The 13,908-nt window shown below is 70.0% G+C and carries 11 protein-coding genes; 3 read left to right on the top strand and 8 right to left on the bottom strand.

Going from position 1 to position 13,908, the window contains the following annotated elements:
• Nucleotides 1-84: 84 nt before the first annotated feature.
• The 7 genes from purU to glyA are packed head-to-tail and all read right to left on the bottom strand — an operon-like array spanning nucleotide 85 to nucleotide 8,979.
• A complete protein-coding gene (purU, locus tag N864_RS04175; protein ID WP_034713826.1) occupies nucleotides 85-966 on the bottom strand; it encodes a formyltetrahydrofolate deformylase in 882 nt (293 codons plus the stop codon).
• A 33-nt stretch (nucleotides 967-999) separates the two neighbouring features.
• On the bottom strand, nucleotides 1,000-2,403 hold the full coding sequence (locus N864_RS04170; protein WP_034713824.1) for an L-serine ammonia-lyase: 1,404 nt from the start codon (nucleotides 2,401-2,403) through the stop codon (nucleotides 1,000-1,002).
• Nucleotides 2,403-3,110 carry a sarcosine oxidase subunit gamma gene (locus N864_RS04165; protein WP_081793359.1) on the bottom strand — a complete coding sequence of 236 codons (708 nt, stop codon included), beginning with the start codon at nucleotides 3,108-3,110 and terminating at the stop codon, nucleotides 2,403-2,405. The genes N864_RS04170 and N864_RS04165 overlap by 1 nt, the downstream gene beginning before the upstream one ends.
• Nucleotides 3,103-6,126 carry an FAD-dependent oxidoreductase gene (locus N864_RS04160; RefSeq protein WP_034713822.1) on the bottom strand — a complete coding sequence of 1,008 codons (3,024 nt, stop codon included), beginning with the start codon at nucleotides 6,124-6,126 and terminating at the stop codon, nucleotides 3,103-3,105. Before N864_RS04160 ends, N864_RS04165 begins: the two co-directional genes overlap by 8 nt.
• A 2-nt stretch (nucleotides 6,127-6,128) precedes the next feature.
• A complete protein-coding gene (locus tag N864_RS04155) occupies nucleotides 6,129-6,416 on the bottom strand; it encodes a sarcosine oxidase subunit delta (protein WP_034713819.1) in 288 nt (95 codons plus the stop codon).
• Between the two features lie 35 nt (nucleotides 6,417-6,451).
• Nucleotides 6,452-7,672 (bottom strand): sarcosine oxidase subunit beta family protein, encoded by a 1,221-nt coding sequence (locus N864_RS04150; RefSeq protein WP_034713816.1) that lies wholly within the window; start codon nucleotides 7,670-7,672, stop codon nucleotides 6,452-6,454.
• Nucleotides 7,673-7,674: 2 nt separating this feature from the next.
• Nucleotides 7,675-8,979: a serine hydroxymethyltransferase gene (glyA, locus tag N864_RS04145; RefSeq protein WP_034713814.1), complete on the bottom strand. Its 1,305-nt coding sequence runs from the start codon at nucleotides 8,977-8,979 to the stop codon at nucleotides 7,675-7,677.
• Nucleotides 8,980-9,124: 145 nt separating this feature from the next.
• Between glyA and N864_RS04140 the strand changes: the two genes are divergently transcribed.
• The gene (locus tag N864_RS04140; protein ID WP_034713812.1) at nucleotides 9,125-9,784 is read left to right on the top strand and encodes a GntR family transcriptional regulator; all 660 of its coding nucleotides are present in this window, start codon (nucleotides 9,125-9,127) and stop codon (nucleotides 9,782-9,784) included.
• A 38-nt stretch (nucleotides 9,785-9,822) separates the two neighbouring features.
• Here the strand turns inward: N864_RS04140 and N864_RS04135 are convergent, their stop codons facing one another.
• Nucleotides 9,823-11,328: a PucR family transcriptional regulator gene (locus tag N864_RS04135; RefSeq protein ID WP_051518175.1), complete on the bottom strand. Its 1,506-nt coding sequence runs from the start codon at nucleotides 11,326-11,328 to the stop codon at nucleotides 9,823-9,825.
• Nucleotides 11,329-11,480: 152 nt separating this feature from the next.
• Between N864_RS04135 and N864_RS04130 the strand changes: the two genes are divergently transcribed.
• Both N864_RS04130 and N864_RS04125 read left to right on the top strand, forming a co-directional pair.
• Complete coding sequence (locus N864_RS04130; protein ID WP_081793357.1) at nucleotides 11,481-13,043, top strand: purine-cytosine permease family protein; 1,563 nt, start codon at nucleotides 11,481-11,483, stop codon at nucleotides 13,041-13,043.
• 73 nt (nucleotides 13,044-13,116) lie between these two features.
• Nucleotides 13,117-13,902, top strand: a complete 786-nt coding sequence (locus N864_RS04125) for a creatininase (protein WP_034713808.1) — start codon at nucleotides 13,117-13,119, stop codon at nucleotides 13,900-13,902.
• Nucleotides 13,903-13,908: the final 6 nt, after the last annotated feature.

Raw genomic sequence — 13,908 nt, 5'->3', positions numbered from 1 at the left:
CCCGACGGGCCAGGACGTCGGGAACTGGCCTTTCGACGGCGAAGCGGGCACCACCAGAGGCGAAAGGTCCTGCGGCCCAAGGCCTCAAAGGAGCACGACGGTCCGGTTCCCATGCAGGATCACGCGACCCTCGCAGTGCCACTTGACGGCGTTCGACAACGCGCGACACTCGGTGTCGCGGCCCGCGGCCACCAGGTCCTCGGGGCTGTAGGAGTGGTCCACCTCCCTCACCTGCTGGGAGATGATCGGCCCCTCGTCGAGCTCGCTGTTGACGTAGTGCGCCGTCGCACCGACCGTCTTCACGCCCCGCTCCCACGCCTGGTGGTAGGGCTTCGCACCCTTGAAGCTGGGCAGGAACGAGTGGTGGATGTTGATCGCGCGCCCCGTCAGCTCGCGGGTGAGGTCGTCGCTGAGGATCTGCATGTAGCGGGCGAGCACGACGAGCTCGATTTCGAACCGGTCGACCAGCTCGAGCAGGTGCGCCTCCGCCTCCGGCTTCGTCTCCCTGGTCACCGGCACGTGGAAGAAGGGGATGCCGTGCCACTCGACGAGCGCCCGGTGGTCCGGGTGGTTGGATACGACCGCGGCGATCTCCATGGGCAGCTCGCCGATCCGGGAGCGGAAGAGCAGGTCGTTCAGGCAGTGCGCGAACTTGGAGACCATCACGAGGACCCGCCGCCGGGCCGTGGCCTCCCGCAGCTCGAAGCGCATCGTATGCCGCTGGGCCAGGGGCGCGAACGCGTCCTGCAGTGCCGCTGCACCCGGGTCCGCGTGGTCGGCACCGACGGTGAAGTGCACCCGAAGGAAGAAGTGCCCGCCCCGGACGTCGTCGAACTGCTTGAGCTCGACGATGTCCCCGTGGTGCTCGAGGAGGAAGCCGGTGACCGCGTGGACGAGTCCGGGCGTCTCCGGGCAGTCGAGGGTGAGGACGTAGCCCGCAGGCTCGTCGGTCGTGACCGTGCTCATGTCCGCCTCCTCGTGGGTGCTGCCCCGGCCGGCTCAGCACTCGATGACGTTGACAGCGAGGCCGCCACGGGACGTCTCCTTGTACTTGGTCTTCATGTCCGCTCCGGTCTCGCGCATCGTTGTGATGGCCTGGTCGAGGGTGACCTTGTGATCGCCGTCGCCCTGCCGGGCGAGCCGGGCGGCGTTGATCGCCTTGACGGAGGCGATCGCGTTGCGCTCGATGCACGGGATCTGGACGAGACCGCCGACGGGGTCGCAGGTCAGGCCGAGATTGTGCTCGATGCCGATCTCTGCAGCGTTCTCGACCTGCTCGGGGGTGCCGCCGAGCACCGCGCAGAGCCCGGCGGCGGCCATCGAGCAGGCGGAGCCGACCTCGCCCTGGCAGCCGACCTCGGCCCCGGAGATCGAGGCGCCGAGCTTGAAGAGGATGCCGATCGCCGCTGCGGTGAGGAGGAACTCGACGACTCCGTCCTCGTCGGCCCCGTCGATGAAGCGGCTGTAGAAGTGCAGGACCGCGGGGATGATCCCGGCGGCCCCGTTCGTCGGTGCGGTGACGATCCGGCCGCCGGAGGCGTTCTCCTCGTTGACGGCGAGCGCATAGAGATTGACCCACTCCATCGCCCAGAGGGGATCGAGCATGGGGCCGCCGTCGCGCTGGCGCGCCGCTGCCTCCTGCTCGCGCAGCCGCTCACGCAGCTCGGGGGCTCGCCGCCGAACCTTGAGGCCGCCGGGCAGGGTCCGCTCGCTGCGGGTGCAGCCGCTCTCCACGCACTCCTGCATGACGCGCCAGATGTGCAGGAGGCGCTCGCGGACCTCGGCTTCGGGTCGCCACGACACCTCGTTGGCCAGCATGACACCGGCGATTGACAGGCCGGTCTCACGGCAGCGCTGGAGCAGGTCCGCGCCGCTACTGAAGGGGTGCGGCAGGCGCGTCGAGTCGGTGACGACCCGGTCGGCGCCGACCGCCTGCTCGTCGACGACGAAACCGCCACCGACCGAGTAGTAGGTGCGCAGTCGGAGCGAGCGCCCCGCCTCGTCGAAGGCCTCGAACGTCATGCCGTTCGGATGGGCCGGCAGCGCCTTGCGCCGGTGCATTACGAGGTCGGTTTCGGGGTCGAAGTCGATCCGGTGGGTCCCGGCGAGGGCGATCTTGCGATCGACCTCGACCGCCGCGACCCGATCCACGGCATCGCTCGGGTCGACGGTCTCCGGATCCTCTCCCTCCAACCCGAGCACCACGGCACGGCCAGACCCGTGGCCGTGCCCGGTTGCACCGAGCGAGCCATAGAGCTGTGCCTCGACGCGCGCGACACGATCGAGCAGGCCCGACTCGGCCAGCCCGGCGGTGAACCGCCGGGCTGCCCGCATCGGACCGACCGTGTGGGACGAGGACGGGCCGATTCCCACCGAGAAGAGGTCGAGGACGCTGAGCGCCATCAGCAGTACTCCCGCATCCCATCGAGGAGCCACCGCACGACGTGCGTCGTGAACGAGGCGCGCGGCATGACACGCCAGGTCTCCTCCCCGGTGCGCCAGACGATGACGCCCGTCGACTCGAGGAGGGTCACCACGGCGGTGCCGACCGGGAACGCCCGCGGGTGCAGGTCGATCTCGCAGCTCTTCTCGAGGACGGACCGGGCCCGCGGCCCGGAGAGCTCGAGCGTCGTGCGGTTGGCCGACACGTCGACGACCTGACCGGGCCCGGCACCGACCGCGGTGGAGAGCCGACCCGCCCACGCCTCCGGCGAGACTCCGGTCTGTGCCTCGTCGGGCGCGACGGCGAGGAACTCGTCGGGTGATAGCCAGAGCACGGCGACCCCGATGCCGTCGATCGCCCCGGCGACCTCGCCGACGCGGGTCGGCAGCCCGACCCCGAGCGCGCCGGCGAGCGCCTCGGACGAGGGACCGTCGGGCTGGGCGCGCAGGGTCACCTGGGTGAGGAACGGGAGCTCCCGCAGCCACACGGCCTGCCCGGAGCCCTGGGTCATCTCATCCGCGAGGTCCTGTGCGGGACTGCGCCGGTGGGCGAGCACCGCCGCGCGGCCGACGTCGGCGCCGCTCGCGGAGGCATTCGTGCCCCCCGCGCCTCCGGCCGAGCCTGCTGCGCCTTCCGGCGCCTCGATCGTCAGTGTGCTGTCAGTCATCTCGCCTGGTCCCTTCCTTGTCGTAGAGCACCGCGTCGGCCACCTCGACCTCGGCGAAGCGTCCCAGGAAGGACGCAATGAGGGTCTGGCCGATGCGGTCCCGGCCGTCCTTGACGAGCGCAAGGCCGAAACTGCGGCCGAGCGCCTGGGAGTGGTAGCTCGACGTGACGTGGCCGAGCATCGGGATGGGCCGCTCGGGCAGCCCCTCCCCCGTGTAGTCGCCGAGCGCAACCCGCTCGACGAGCTGGGCACCCTCGGGCAGCCGGAGCGACCGGTCGACGGGCAGCACGCTGACGAGCTGCTTGCGCCCTGGCCCCTGGTGCGACGACCGGGAGTAGGACCGGTTGCCGATGAAGTCCTTCGTCTTCGAGACGATCCAGTCCATCCCGAGGTCCTGAGGCGTCACGGTGCCGTCGGTGTCCTGCCCGACGATCGGGTAGGCCTTCTCGGCGCGGAGGACGTGCATCGTCTCGGTCCCGTACGGCGTGATGTCGAAGTCCGCGCCTGCCTCGGCTACGTCCTCCCACACCTTGAGGCCGTACCAGGTCGGGACGTTGATCTCGAAGGCGAGCTCACCCGAGAAGGTGATCCGGCAGATCCGCGCCTCGATGCCCGAGGCGAGCACCGTCTCCCGGAACTCCATGAACCCGAAACCCTCCTTGGAGACGTCGAGGCCCGGCGCCATCCGCGCGATCACGTCCCGCGACCTCGGTCCGACGACCGCGATCGTGGCCCACTGCTCCGTCACCGACGTACACACGACGTCGAGCTCCGGCCACTCGGTCTGCGACCACTCCTCGAGCCACTCGAGCACACGGGCCGCGCCACCGGTCGTCGTCGTCGCAAAGTAGCGGTGCTCCTCGAGCCGGAGCACGACGCCGTCGTCGAAGACCATGCCGTCGGGCTTGCACATGACGCCGTAGCGGGCCTTGCCGACGCCGAGCTTCTTGAACGCGTTGGTGTAGATGCGGTTCAGGAACTCCCCCGCGTCGGCACCGCGGATCTCGATCTTGCCGAGCGTCGTCGCGTCCATGAAGGCGACTCCCTCCCGGGCTGCCCGGCACTCGCGGGCCACTGCGGCGTCCATGTCCTCACCGGCCCTGGGGTAGTACCACGGGCGCTTCCACTGCCCGACGTCCTCGAAGAGGGCCTCGTGGGCGACGTGCCAGGGGTGGATCGAGGTCGTGCGCGCCACGTCGAAGAGCTCGCCCCGTGAGCGGCCCGCGAGTGCGGCGAAGGCCACGGGCGTGAAGGGCGCCCGAAACGTCGTGTTGCCGATCGCTCCCGGCGTCGGCTTTGAAGGCGGCGCAGCCGGTATGCCGCTGAGCTCGCTCGCTGCCCGGCTGCCAGTCCCGTCCTGGCCGGGTTGGCCGGGCGGGATCGCCCGAGTGTCCTCACCGGACAGGACTCGGGTGAGCAGGCCGATCGTGTTGACGGCGCCGATCTTGCCCTGGTCGACGCCCGTACTGATCGACGTGTAGCGCTTGACGTGCTCGACCGAGCGCATGCCCGCCCCGGTGGCGCGCAGGACGTCGGCAGCGGTGTTGTCCCGCTGCGGGTCCACGAAGTGCGTCGTGTAGCCGCCGTCGCGGCCCTCGACCACCCACAGCTGGCGAGTGGTTCCGGCTCGAGCGACTCGCTCCTCCGCGACAGTGTCCACCTCGGATCCGCTTGTGCGACCCGACTGCTCGGCAGCGAAGCCCGACGCCGCGGCGGCGGCGAGGCCGGCCGCGCGACCCTCGGTCAGGCAGCCCTCGGTCCAGTACGTGCCGAGGACGGCGCCGGCCAGGTGCTGGTTGCGGACGGGCACCGTGGGGACGAAGCCGGCAAGGGCGTCGTCCCAGTGGAGGGCTCCCTGGCGCTGGCTGTGCAGGCTGACGTTCGGGCTCCACCCACCGGAGACCGCCACGACGTCGCACGCGACCCGCTCGGCCGGGCCGGCCAGGGCACCCTCGTCGTCGATCGGGGCGACCCAGGCCGCCTCGACCGCCTGGGCGCCGTCGATGCCGACGACGGCCGACCCCGTGCTGATGCGGAGGCCGGCATCCGCTGCGGCGGTCCCCACGCGCGCGCTCGGGCCCGCCTCGCGCGCGTCGACCACGTGCACCTCGGCTCCCGATCGCAGCAGCGCATGGGCGGTGGCATAGCCCGAGTCGTTCGTCGTGAACACGACAGCGCGACGGCCGGGGACAGCGGCATACCGCCCGATGTAGGCAGCCACGGCGGAAGCCAGCATGACACCGGGAACGTCGTTGTCGGCGAAGACGATCGGTCGCTCAAAGGCGCCGGTGGCAAGAACGACCTGGCGAGCGGTCACGTGCCAGAGCCGCTGCCGGGAGACGCCGTCGCGGGCGGTTCCGTGCAGGTGCTCCGTGCGCTTCTCGAGTGCGATGAGGTAGTTGTTGTCGTAACTGCCGAAGGCCGTGGTTCTGGTCAGGATGGTGACCTCCGGGGCGGCCTCGAGCTCGCCCCGTACCCGCTCGACCCAGAGCTCGGACGGGACCCCCTCGACGAGACTGGCCGGGTCGGCGAGGAGGCTGCCGCCGAGGCGGAAGTCCTGTTCGAAGAGGACGACCCTGGCTCCGGTGGCGGCGGCTTCACGTGCGGCGGCCAGACCAGCCGGCCCAGCGCCGACGATGGCGACGTCCGCGTGGACGTGCATCTTGTCGTACTCGGCCGGGTCCACCTTCTGGTCGAGGACACCGATGCCGTCGAGGAGGGTCAGGTCAAGGCCCGGCACCAGCTCGAGGCTCGTGAGCGGGACCATGGACTCGTTGTGCTCACCGTTGACGAGAGCGAACGCGTTGGGCTCCTCGACTCCCGCCGAGAGGATGCCACGCGGGCGGCGGCGGTAGATCGAGTCGCCGACACGCAGCCGGCCGTTGGCGACCAGGGCGGAGGCCACGGTGTCGCCGGCGCATCCGGTGAAGGTCTCGCCGTCGACGACGAGCTCGACGGCCCGGGAACGGTCGATCGCGCCGCCCACGTCGAGGCGCTGGGGCTGGTGGGCTCCCATGGTCAGGCTCCCTTGCTCAGGTCGGGGCGAGGCTCGCCGGCTGCGTAGACCCTGGCGATCTCGTAGGTGCGCGTGTCACGGATCGCGTTGAACCACTTGCGGCAACCGGCGGAGTGCACCCAGCGCTCGGCGTAGTCGCCCTTGGGGTTGTCGCGGTAGAAGAGGTACTGCGCCCATTGCTCGTCGGTGAGCGCGTGCGGGTCCTCCGGGTAGGCGACGTGTGCCTGGCCGCCGTAGCCGAACTCCGTCTCGGGGCGGGGCCCGCAGTGCGGGCAGTCGATGATGAGCATCGGGTCGTCCTTTCGATGCGGTGCGGTCGAAGTGGTCAGTGGGCGACGGCGGCGGCGCCGTGCTCGTCGATGAGGGCGCCACTGACGAAGCGGTCCAGGCCGAAGGCCCGGTTCAGCTCGTGCGGCTGGTCGGTGGCGATCGTGTGCGCGTAGGCCCAGCCGGCGCCGGGGACGGCCTTGAACCCACCAGTGCCCCAGCCGCAGTTGACGTACATGCCGTCGACCGGGGTCGGCCCCATGACGGGCGAGGCGTCCATCGTCACGTCGACGATGCCGCCCCAGGTGCGGAGCAGGTGGGCCCGGGAAAAGGCGGGGAACAGCTCGACGGCCGCCGACATCTGGTGCTCGATGACGTGGAACGAGCCGCGCTGGCCGTAGCCGTTGTACGAGTCGATGCCGGCGCCCATGACGAGCTCCCCTTTGTGCGCTTGGGAGACGTAGACGTGGACGTGGTTCGACATGACGACGGTCGGGTGGATGATCTCGTGGAGCTCGGAGACGAGGGCCTGGAGCGGGTGGGACTGGATCGGCACCCGGAAGCCGGCGAGGTCGGCGAGCACCGAGGTGTGACCGGCCGCGCAGAGGGCCACCTTGCCGGCGTTGATCCGGCCACGGCTCGTCTCGACCCCGGTGACGCGGCCACCGTCCATGACGAAGCCGGTGACCTCGCAGTTCTGGATGAGGTCGACGCCGAGCTCGCTCGCGCGCCGGGCATAGCCCCAGGCGACCCAGTCGTGCTTGGCGATGCCGGCTCGCGGCTGGTAGGTGCCGCCCATGACGGGATAGCGGATGTCGTCCCCGATGTTGATGATCGGGCACAGCTCCTTGACCTGCTGCGGGTCCACCCACTCGGCATCGACCCCGTTGAGGCGGTTGGCCTCCACCCGGCGGACCGAGTCGCGGACGTCCTGCAGCGTGTGCGCGAGGTTGAGCACGCCACGCTGGGAGAAGAAGACGTCGTAGCCGAGCTCGTCCTCGAGACCTTCCCAGAGCTTGAGGGAGTGCTCGTAGATGGCGGCCGACTCGTCCCAGAGGTAGTTCGACCGGATGATCGTCGTGTTGCGGGCCATGTTCCCGCCTGCGATCCACCCGCGCTCGAGGACGGCGACGTTGGTGATGCCGTGGTGCTTGGCCAGGTAGTAGGCGGTCGCAAGCCCGTGCCCACCGGCCCCGACGATGATCACGTCGTAGCCGCTCTTCGGCTCAGGGTTGGCCCAGAGGAAGTCGGGGTGCTGCGGAAGTTCGCGCTGGTTCATCGTCACTGCCCCTTGTCGAGGTTCGGATAGAGGGGGAATCGCGCGGCCAGGTCACGGACCCGCTCGCGCAGCGGGGCGAGGGTCTCCTCCGAGCCGTCACCGGCGAGCGCCGTCGCGATGATGTCGGCGACCTCCGTGAAGGCCTCACGGTCGAAGCCGCGGGTCGCGAGTGCCGGGGTGCCGATCCGGAGGCCCGAGGAGACCATCGGGGGACGGGGGTCGAAGGGCACGGCGTTGCGGTTGACGGTGATGCCGATCGAGTGGAGCAGATCCTCGCCCTGCCGCCCATCCAGCTCGGAGTGGCGCAGGTCGACGAGCACGAGGTGCACGTCCGTCCCACCGGTCAGGACGGAGATCCCCTTGGCTGCGACGTCTGGCGCGGTGAGGCGCTCGGCCAGCGCGGCGGCCCCGTCGAGGGTGCGCTGCTGCCGCTCACGGAAGTCCTCGGTGGCGGCGACCTTGAAGGCGACCGCCTTTCCGGCGATGACGTGCTCCAGGGGACCGCCCTGCTGGCCCGGGAAGACGGCGGAGTTGAGCTTCTTCGCGATCTCGGCGTCGTTGGTGAGGATGATGCCGCCGCGTGGGCCGCCGAGGGTCTTGTGCGTCGTCGACGTGACGACGTGCGCGTGAGGCACAGGCGAGGGGTGCAGCCCGGCCGCGACGAGCCCGGCGAAGTGCGCCATGTCGACGAAGAGGTAGGCGCCGACCGCATCGGCGATCCGACGGAACTCGGCGAAGTCGAGCTGCCGGGGGTAGGCCGACCAGCCGGCGATGATCATCGAGGGCCGGTGCTCCCGGGCCAGCCGCTCCACCTCGGCGAGGTCCACCACATGGGTGTCCTCGCGGACCCCGTAGGCGACCACGTTGTAGAGCCGCCCGGAGAAGTTGAGCCGCATCCCGTGCGTCAGGTGCCCGCCATGTGCGAGGTCGAGGCCCAGGATCGTGTCGCCCGGCCGGAGGAGCGCGTGCATGACCGAGGCGTTCGCCTGCGCTCCGGAGTGAGGCTGGACGTTGGCGAACTGGGCCCCGAAGAGCGCCGTGACCCGCTCGATGGCCAGGGTCTCGACGACGTCGACGTGCTCACATCCGCCGTAGTAGCGCCGCCCGGGGTAGCCCTCGGCGTACTTGTTCGTCAGCACCGAGCCCTGCGCCTGCATGACAGCGGTGGGCGCGAAGTTCTCCGAGGCGATCATCTCGAGCGTGCCCTGTTGGCGGCGCAGCTCGGCTGTGATCGCGTCAGAGATCTCCGGATCGAGGTGCCCGAGGTCGGTGTCGAGGACCGACTGGGCAAGGGTGACCTGGGACATGAGGTCCTCCGTCGAGGTTGATGTCGCTGTTGTCGATTACTGATATATCATCAGGTCGGCAATAGTATGTCTGCCACCGAGGGTCGTCAACGGGTTGTCCACGACGACTTCGGAGACGACTTCACGACAGGGAGGATGAGGACCGATGGCCGCACCGGCGCCGACGCTCGCCTACGGCTCGCTGGCCGAGCAGGCCTACCACGTGCTGCGAGACCGCCTCGTCATGCTCGACATCCCGCCCGGCGCGCCCATCAACGAGGGCAGGCTCGCCTCGGACCTCGGCATCGGCCGCACCCCGATCCGCGAGAGCCTCAAGAAGCTCGAGCTCGACCACCTCGTCGTGTCGTTCCCGCGCAGAGGGACGTTCGCGACGCAGGTCGACATCACCGACCTCGCCGCGATCTCGGAGATGCGCCAGGTGCTCGAGCCGCTCGCCGCCCGCCGGGCTGCCCTCATGGCGAGGCCCCAGGTGCGAAGCGAGCTCTCGGCCAAGGCGGAGCAGATCGCCTCGATGGGCGAGGAGCCGGAGGACAAGCGGCCGCTCATGGAGTACGACATCGACGTGCACCGCCTCATCTACCGAGCGGCCGAGAACCCGCACCTCGAGGAGACCCTCGTGCGGCTCGACAACCTCGCCACCCGGATCTGGTGCCTCGTGCTCGACCGGCTGCCCTCCGTGTCGCAGCACATCCGGGAGCACGTGGCCCTGCTCAAGGCGATCGTGGACCGGGACGCCGACCGTGCCGCCGAGCTCGCCGAGATCCACGTCACCCACTTCGAGACGACGATCCGGGCGGTCCTCTGACCCGCGCGACGGAGTCACCCCTGCGCTGACCGGGCGCGTCAGGGTCGCACGTCGTCGCGCAGCTGGGCGTTGCCCCGGACGAGCTTGACCGCGAAGGCCAGGGCGGCCAGCTTGCCGCGGCCACGGGGATCGCCACCGAGCGCTTCGAAGATGCGACGCAGCCGCTTGTGCAGCGACTGCCGCTCCAGGAAGAGCAGCTGAGCCGACTCCGTGGCGTTGCAGCCGGTCGAGATCCACACGTCGAGGGTGCGGACCAGCTCGCCTCCGTGTCGCTGGTCGAGACGCACGAGCTCCCCGAGGACCTCCTCGACAAGGGCCTCCACGACGCCCCGCGAGAGTGACCGCTCCGCCATCCGCTCGACGAGGAAGTCGGACGCGTCGTAGATGGCGTCCGGCCACTTGGCTGATCGGCCGAGCCGCCAGGTGGCGCGGGCCTCGGAGAGGGAGAACGAGGCCTGGCGGACGGTCAGCGCGGTGGGCCCGAGCGCACCAGTTAGCCCGCTGCCCGCGACCGCATCCCGCAGCACGGCGAGTGCCTGGGAGCGCTCGGCGTGAGTGGCACCGCCCCGGAGCGGCACGAGGATGTTGAGCCAGTCCCCGTCGGCGACGACCAGCGTCGACGGCAGCGCGCGGCGGGTCCGCTGCTCGATGTCGACCTGGCCGTCGGGCGGCCGGCGCACCACCGCCATGGCGATCGGCCTCTCGGGGTCGATCCGCGCGGCCTGGCTCAGCTCGATGAGGCGCTCTCCCCCACCGCCCGCCCCGATGAGGCGGAGCAGCTCGTCCTCCGCGAGCCGGGTCAGGCTGGGCCGGCTCTGCCCGGCGAGCGCGAGGGCCACGATGCTGCGCACCCTGGCCAGCACCGTCTCGAGCATCTCCAGATCGGCACCCGGCCCGCCGATCAGCTCGAGCTGTGCCACACCGATGCCTCCGACCGTCAACTCCGAGCCCGGGCCGCGATCGTCCTCGCCCGGTTCAGGTCCGGCAGCGCCGAGCATACCCCCGCGGGTGTCGAGGACCCGGACGTGGACACCGAGGCTCTCTGCGATGAGCGCCAGGAGCGGGTCGAGCGCAGCGCCCCAGTTGGCGATCCGTTCCGCCAGGGCCTGCGAGAGCTGGTCGGCCACCTGCAGCGCCCGCACCTGGGCGGAGACGATGCGACGGTTCACGTCCTCTGCCACCTCGACGAAGGGGACCACCTGCCGCAGCTCGATGAGCGGCAGCCCTGCCTGCTCGGCGGCCGTCACGATCTCGGCCGGCAGCTGCCGCCCCGTCCCGGCCGTCTCCACCGCGACGGCGGCGACGCGCCGGGAGGCGAGGCTCCACACGTACTCGACCTGGACCGACGGCTTCAGCGCGAGCAGCGCACCCCCGCCCGTGAGCAGCAGTTCCCCTCCCGACAGGAGGGGCGCGATCTCGAGGACCTCGCTCGAGTGGACCCACCGGACCCGGGTGCGGGCGAGCACATCCCGGCCTGCGACGACGCTGGGGGCACCGGCTTCGAGGATGCCGCTGCCCAGGATCTCACTCAGCAGAAGCGACACGGGTCCCCCAGCCTCACGTAGTAAAAGTGTCACCCATTCGGCCGCCCATGGGCGACAGCATGAGTCTAGGTGGTGACCGGGGCCACATTTACTGTTGTCGGCAGCCGGCTAACTCGCTCCTGACAGGGGAACCAACGAGAAAGCAGTCCCACATGAGCCTTCGCACTGAGAGCCACTCCGAGGACGTCACGCACACCGTCGAAGATGTGCTGCAACCGGTCCCCGAGTCGGCCCGTACGACCAAAGTCTCCGGCCAGTTCTGGATCTGGGCGGGCGCCAACGTCGCCCCGATCAACTGGATCCTCGGAGCCCTGGGCATCAGCCTCGGGCTCGGCCTCAAGGACACGATGACGGTGCTCGTCATCGGCAACGTCATCGGCATGATCGGCTTCGGCTTCTTCGTCCTCCTCGGCCAGAAGACCGGCGCCACCGGCATGCTGCTCGCCCGCGGTGCCTTCGGGCGACGGGGCGCCTACCTGCCCGCAGCCATCCAGGCCATCGTCGCGGTCGGCTGGTCCGCCGTGAACACCTGGGTCATCCTCGACCTCGTCATGGCCCTCTTCGGGCAGATCGGCTGGATCGATCCCAGCCAGTCGAACCTGCCTTGGAAGGTCGGCGTCGCGGCAATCATCATGGGCATCCAGGTCGCCATCTGCTATCGGGGCTACAGCGCCATCGCCAAGTTCGAGCGCATCACGATGCCGCCCACGCTCCTCGTGCTCGTCGCCATGTCCGTGATCGCCTGGACCAAGCTGCCCATCGACTGGGGCTACGTCGGCCCGGCCGGGCACGTCCTGCACGGCAGCGCCCGGATCGCCGCGATGTCGGGGATCATGACCGTCATCGGCATCGGCTGGGGGATCGGCTGGTTCACCTACGCGCCGGACTACTCCCGCTTCGTCTCGAAGAGTGTGCCGAAGACCAAGCTCTATCTCGCCTCCGTCCTCGGCCAGTTCCTGCCCGTCGTGTGGTTGGGCCTGCTCGGCGCAAGCCTCGCGACGATGAGTGGCACGGCCGACCCCGGCCAGCTGGTCGTCAAGAGCTTCGGTGCCCTGGCGATCCCGGTCATCCTCCTGGTCATTCACGGGCCGATCGCGACGAACATCATCAACCTCTACACCTTCGGCGTCGCCTTCCAGGCCCTGGACATCCGGATCTCGCGCAAGAAGCTCTCGGTCCTCGTCGGCTTCCTGTCGATGGGAGCCGTCATCCTCTTCCTCTTCGCCCAGGACTTCGCCGCCCTGCTCGACAACTGGCTCGGCACGATCGTCGCGTGGGTCGCCACCTGGGGCGGGATCATGGTCGTGCACTACTTCGGCTTCGAGCGTCGGCACAAGGACTTCGGCTACCTCTTCCTCAACCCGCGTGACACGCGGCTCAAGAGCGTCAACGTGTCCGCCTTGGTGGCCTTCGTTGCCGGCCTCGTCATGACCTGGATGTTCATGTACGGCAGCCTGCCGATCTTCCAGGGTCCGGTCGCCACCGCGATGGGCGGCGTCGACCTCTCCTGGCTCGCCGGCACCCTGACCTCCGGGCTCGTCTACTTCGCTCTCGGCTACCCGCGCTTCCGGGCCCGCATCCACCACGGCGTCCCGCTCGGCATCCGGGCGAGCGTGAGCGACGAGGACTACCTCCGCGACCACGGCGACGCCTCTGACCACGGCCGCACACCGGCTCCGGGGCCAGCGGCGGTTGCCCGCCCCGCGCTCCAGTAGGAGCTTTCTTCTCCCCCAGCCGGCGGGGACGACCATCCCCGCCGGCCCAATCTCGACCTGCCCAGGAGAGACCATGCCCAGCACCGTCTTCATGGAGGAGCTCGACGCGTTCACCTACCGCGACGCCATCGCGGCCGGTGCACCGGTCATCATCCCCGTGGGCTCCGTGGAACAGCACGGACCCCACCTGCCACTCAACACCGACGTCGTCCTGGCCAAGGCCATGAGCCGGCGCCTCGCCGAGGCGGTCGACGGCATCGTGGCCGCACCGATCGTCTACGGGTACAAGTCGCAGCAGCGGTCCGGTGGCGGCAACCACCTCGGCGGCACGACCAGCCTCGACGCGGCGACCCTCATCTCGATCGCCCGGACGCTGACCCTCGAGTTCGCCCGGCACGGCGCCCGGCGGCTCGTCTTCCTCAACGGCCACTTCGAGAACTACCAATTCCTCTACGAGGGCGTGGAGCAGGCGACCACCGAGCTTACCCAGCGCGGTCAGGACGTCTCGGCGATCCTCCTGTCCTACTGGGACTTCGTCGACGAGGACACCATCGAGGAGATCTACCGAGGCGCCTTCCCCGGCTGGGACGTCGAGCACGGCGGCGTCCTCGAGACCTCCCTCATGCTGCACCTGTATCCCGAGCTCGTGCGGCTGGACCGGGTCATGGACCTGCCGGCCGCGCAGCTGCCCCGCTACGACACCCTTCCCGTCCGCGCCGACCTCACCCCGGCGTCCGGATGTCTCTCGTCAGCCGTCGCGGCGTCGGAACAGGCCGGCCGCCTGCTCCTCGAGCGGACGTCCGCAGCGCTCGCGGCGTCCATCGGACCCGAGCTGAAGGTCCCGACCCCACAACCGTGAGCCCGG

Origin of the sequence: Intrasporangium chromatireducens Q5-1 (genome assembly GCF_000576575.1) — a bacterium.
In the GTDB taxonomy this organism is placed as follows: domain Bacteria; phylum Actinomycetota; class Actinomycetes; order Actinomycetales; family Dermatophilaceae; genus Intrasporangium_A; species Intrasporangium_A chromatireducens.
Note: the sequence above shows the minus strand (reverse complement) of the source record. Positions and strands in the feature narration are given on the sequence as shown.

Bases quoted from the DNA above. Each gene is read 5' to 3' on its own strand.
- N864_RS04160 (WP_034713822.1), bottom strand. From the start codon at position 6,126: ATGGGAGCCCACCAGCCCCAGCGCCTCGACGTGGGCGGCGCGATCGAC.
- N864_RS04150 (WP_034713816.1), bottom strand. From the start codon at position 7,672: ATGAACCAGCGCGAACTTCCGCAGCACCCCGACTTCCTCTGGGCCAAC.
- N864_RS04130 (WP_081793357.1), top strand. From the start codon at position 11,481: ATGAGCCTTCGCACTGAGAGCCACTCCGAGGACGTCACGCACACCGTC.
- N864_RS04170 (WP_034713824.1), bottom strand. From the start codon at position 2,403: ATGGCGCTCAGCGTCCTCGACCTCTTCTCGGTGGGAATCGGCCCGTCC.
- glyA (WP_034713814.1), bottom strand. From the start codon at position 8,979: ATGTCCCAGGTCACCCTTGCCCAGTCGGTCCTCGACACCGACCTCGGG.
- N864_RS04125 (WP_034713808.1), top strand. From the start codon at position 13,117: ATGCCCAGCACCGTCTTCATGGAGGAGCTCGACGCGTTCACCTACCGC.
- N864_RS04140 (WP_034713812.1), top strand. From the start codon at position 9,125: ATGGCCGCACCGGCGCCGACGCTCGCCTACGGCTCGCTGGCCGAGCAG.
- N864_RS04165 (WP_081793359.1), bottom strand. From the start codon at position 3,110: ATGACTGACAGCACACTGACGATCGAGGCGCCGGAAGGCGCAGCAGGC.
- N864_RS04155 (WP_034713819.1), bottom strand. From the start codon at position 6,416: ATGCTCATCATCGACTGCCCGCACTGCGGGCCCCGCCCCGAGACGGAG.
- purU (WP_034713826.1), bottom strand. From the start codon at position 966: ATGAGCACGGTCACGACCGACGAGCCTGCGGGCTACGTCCTCACCCTC.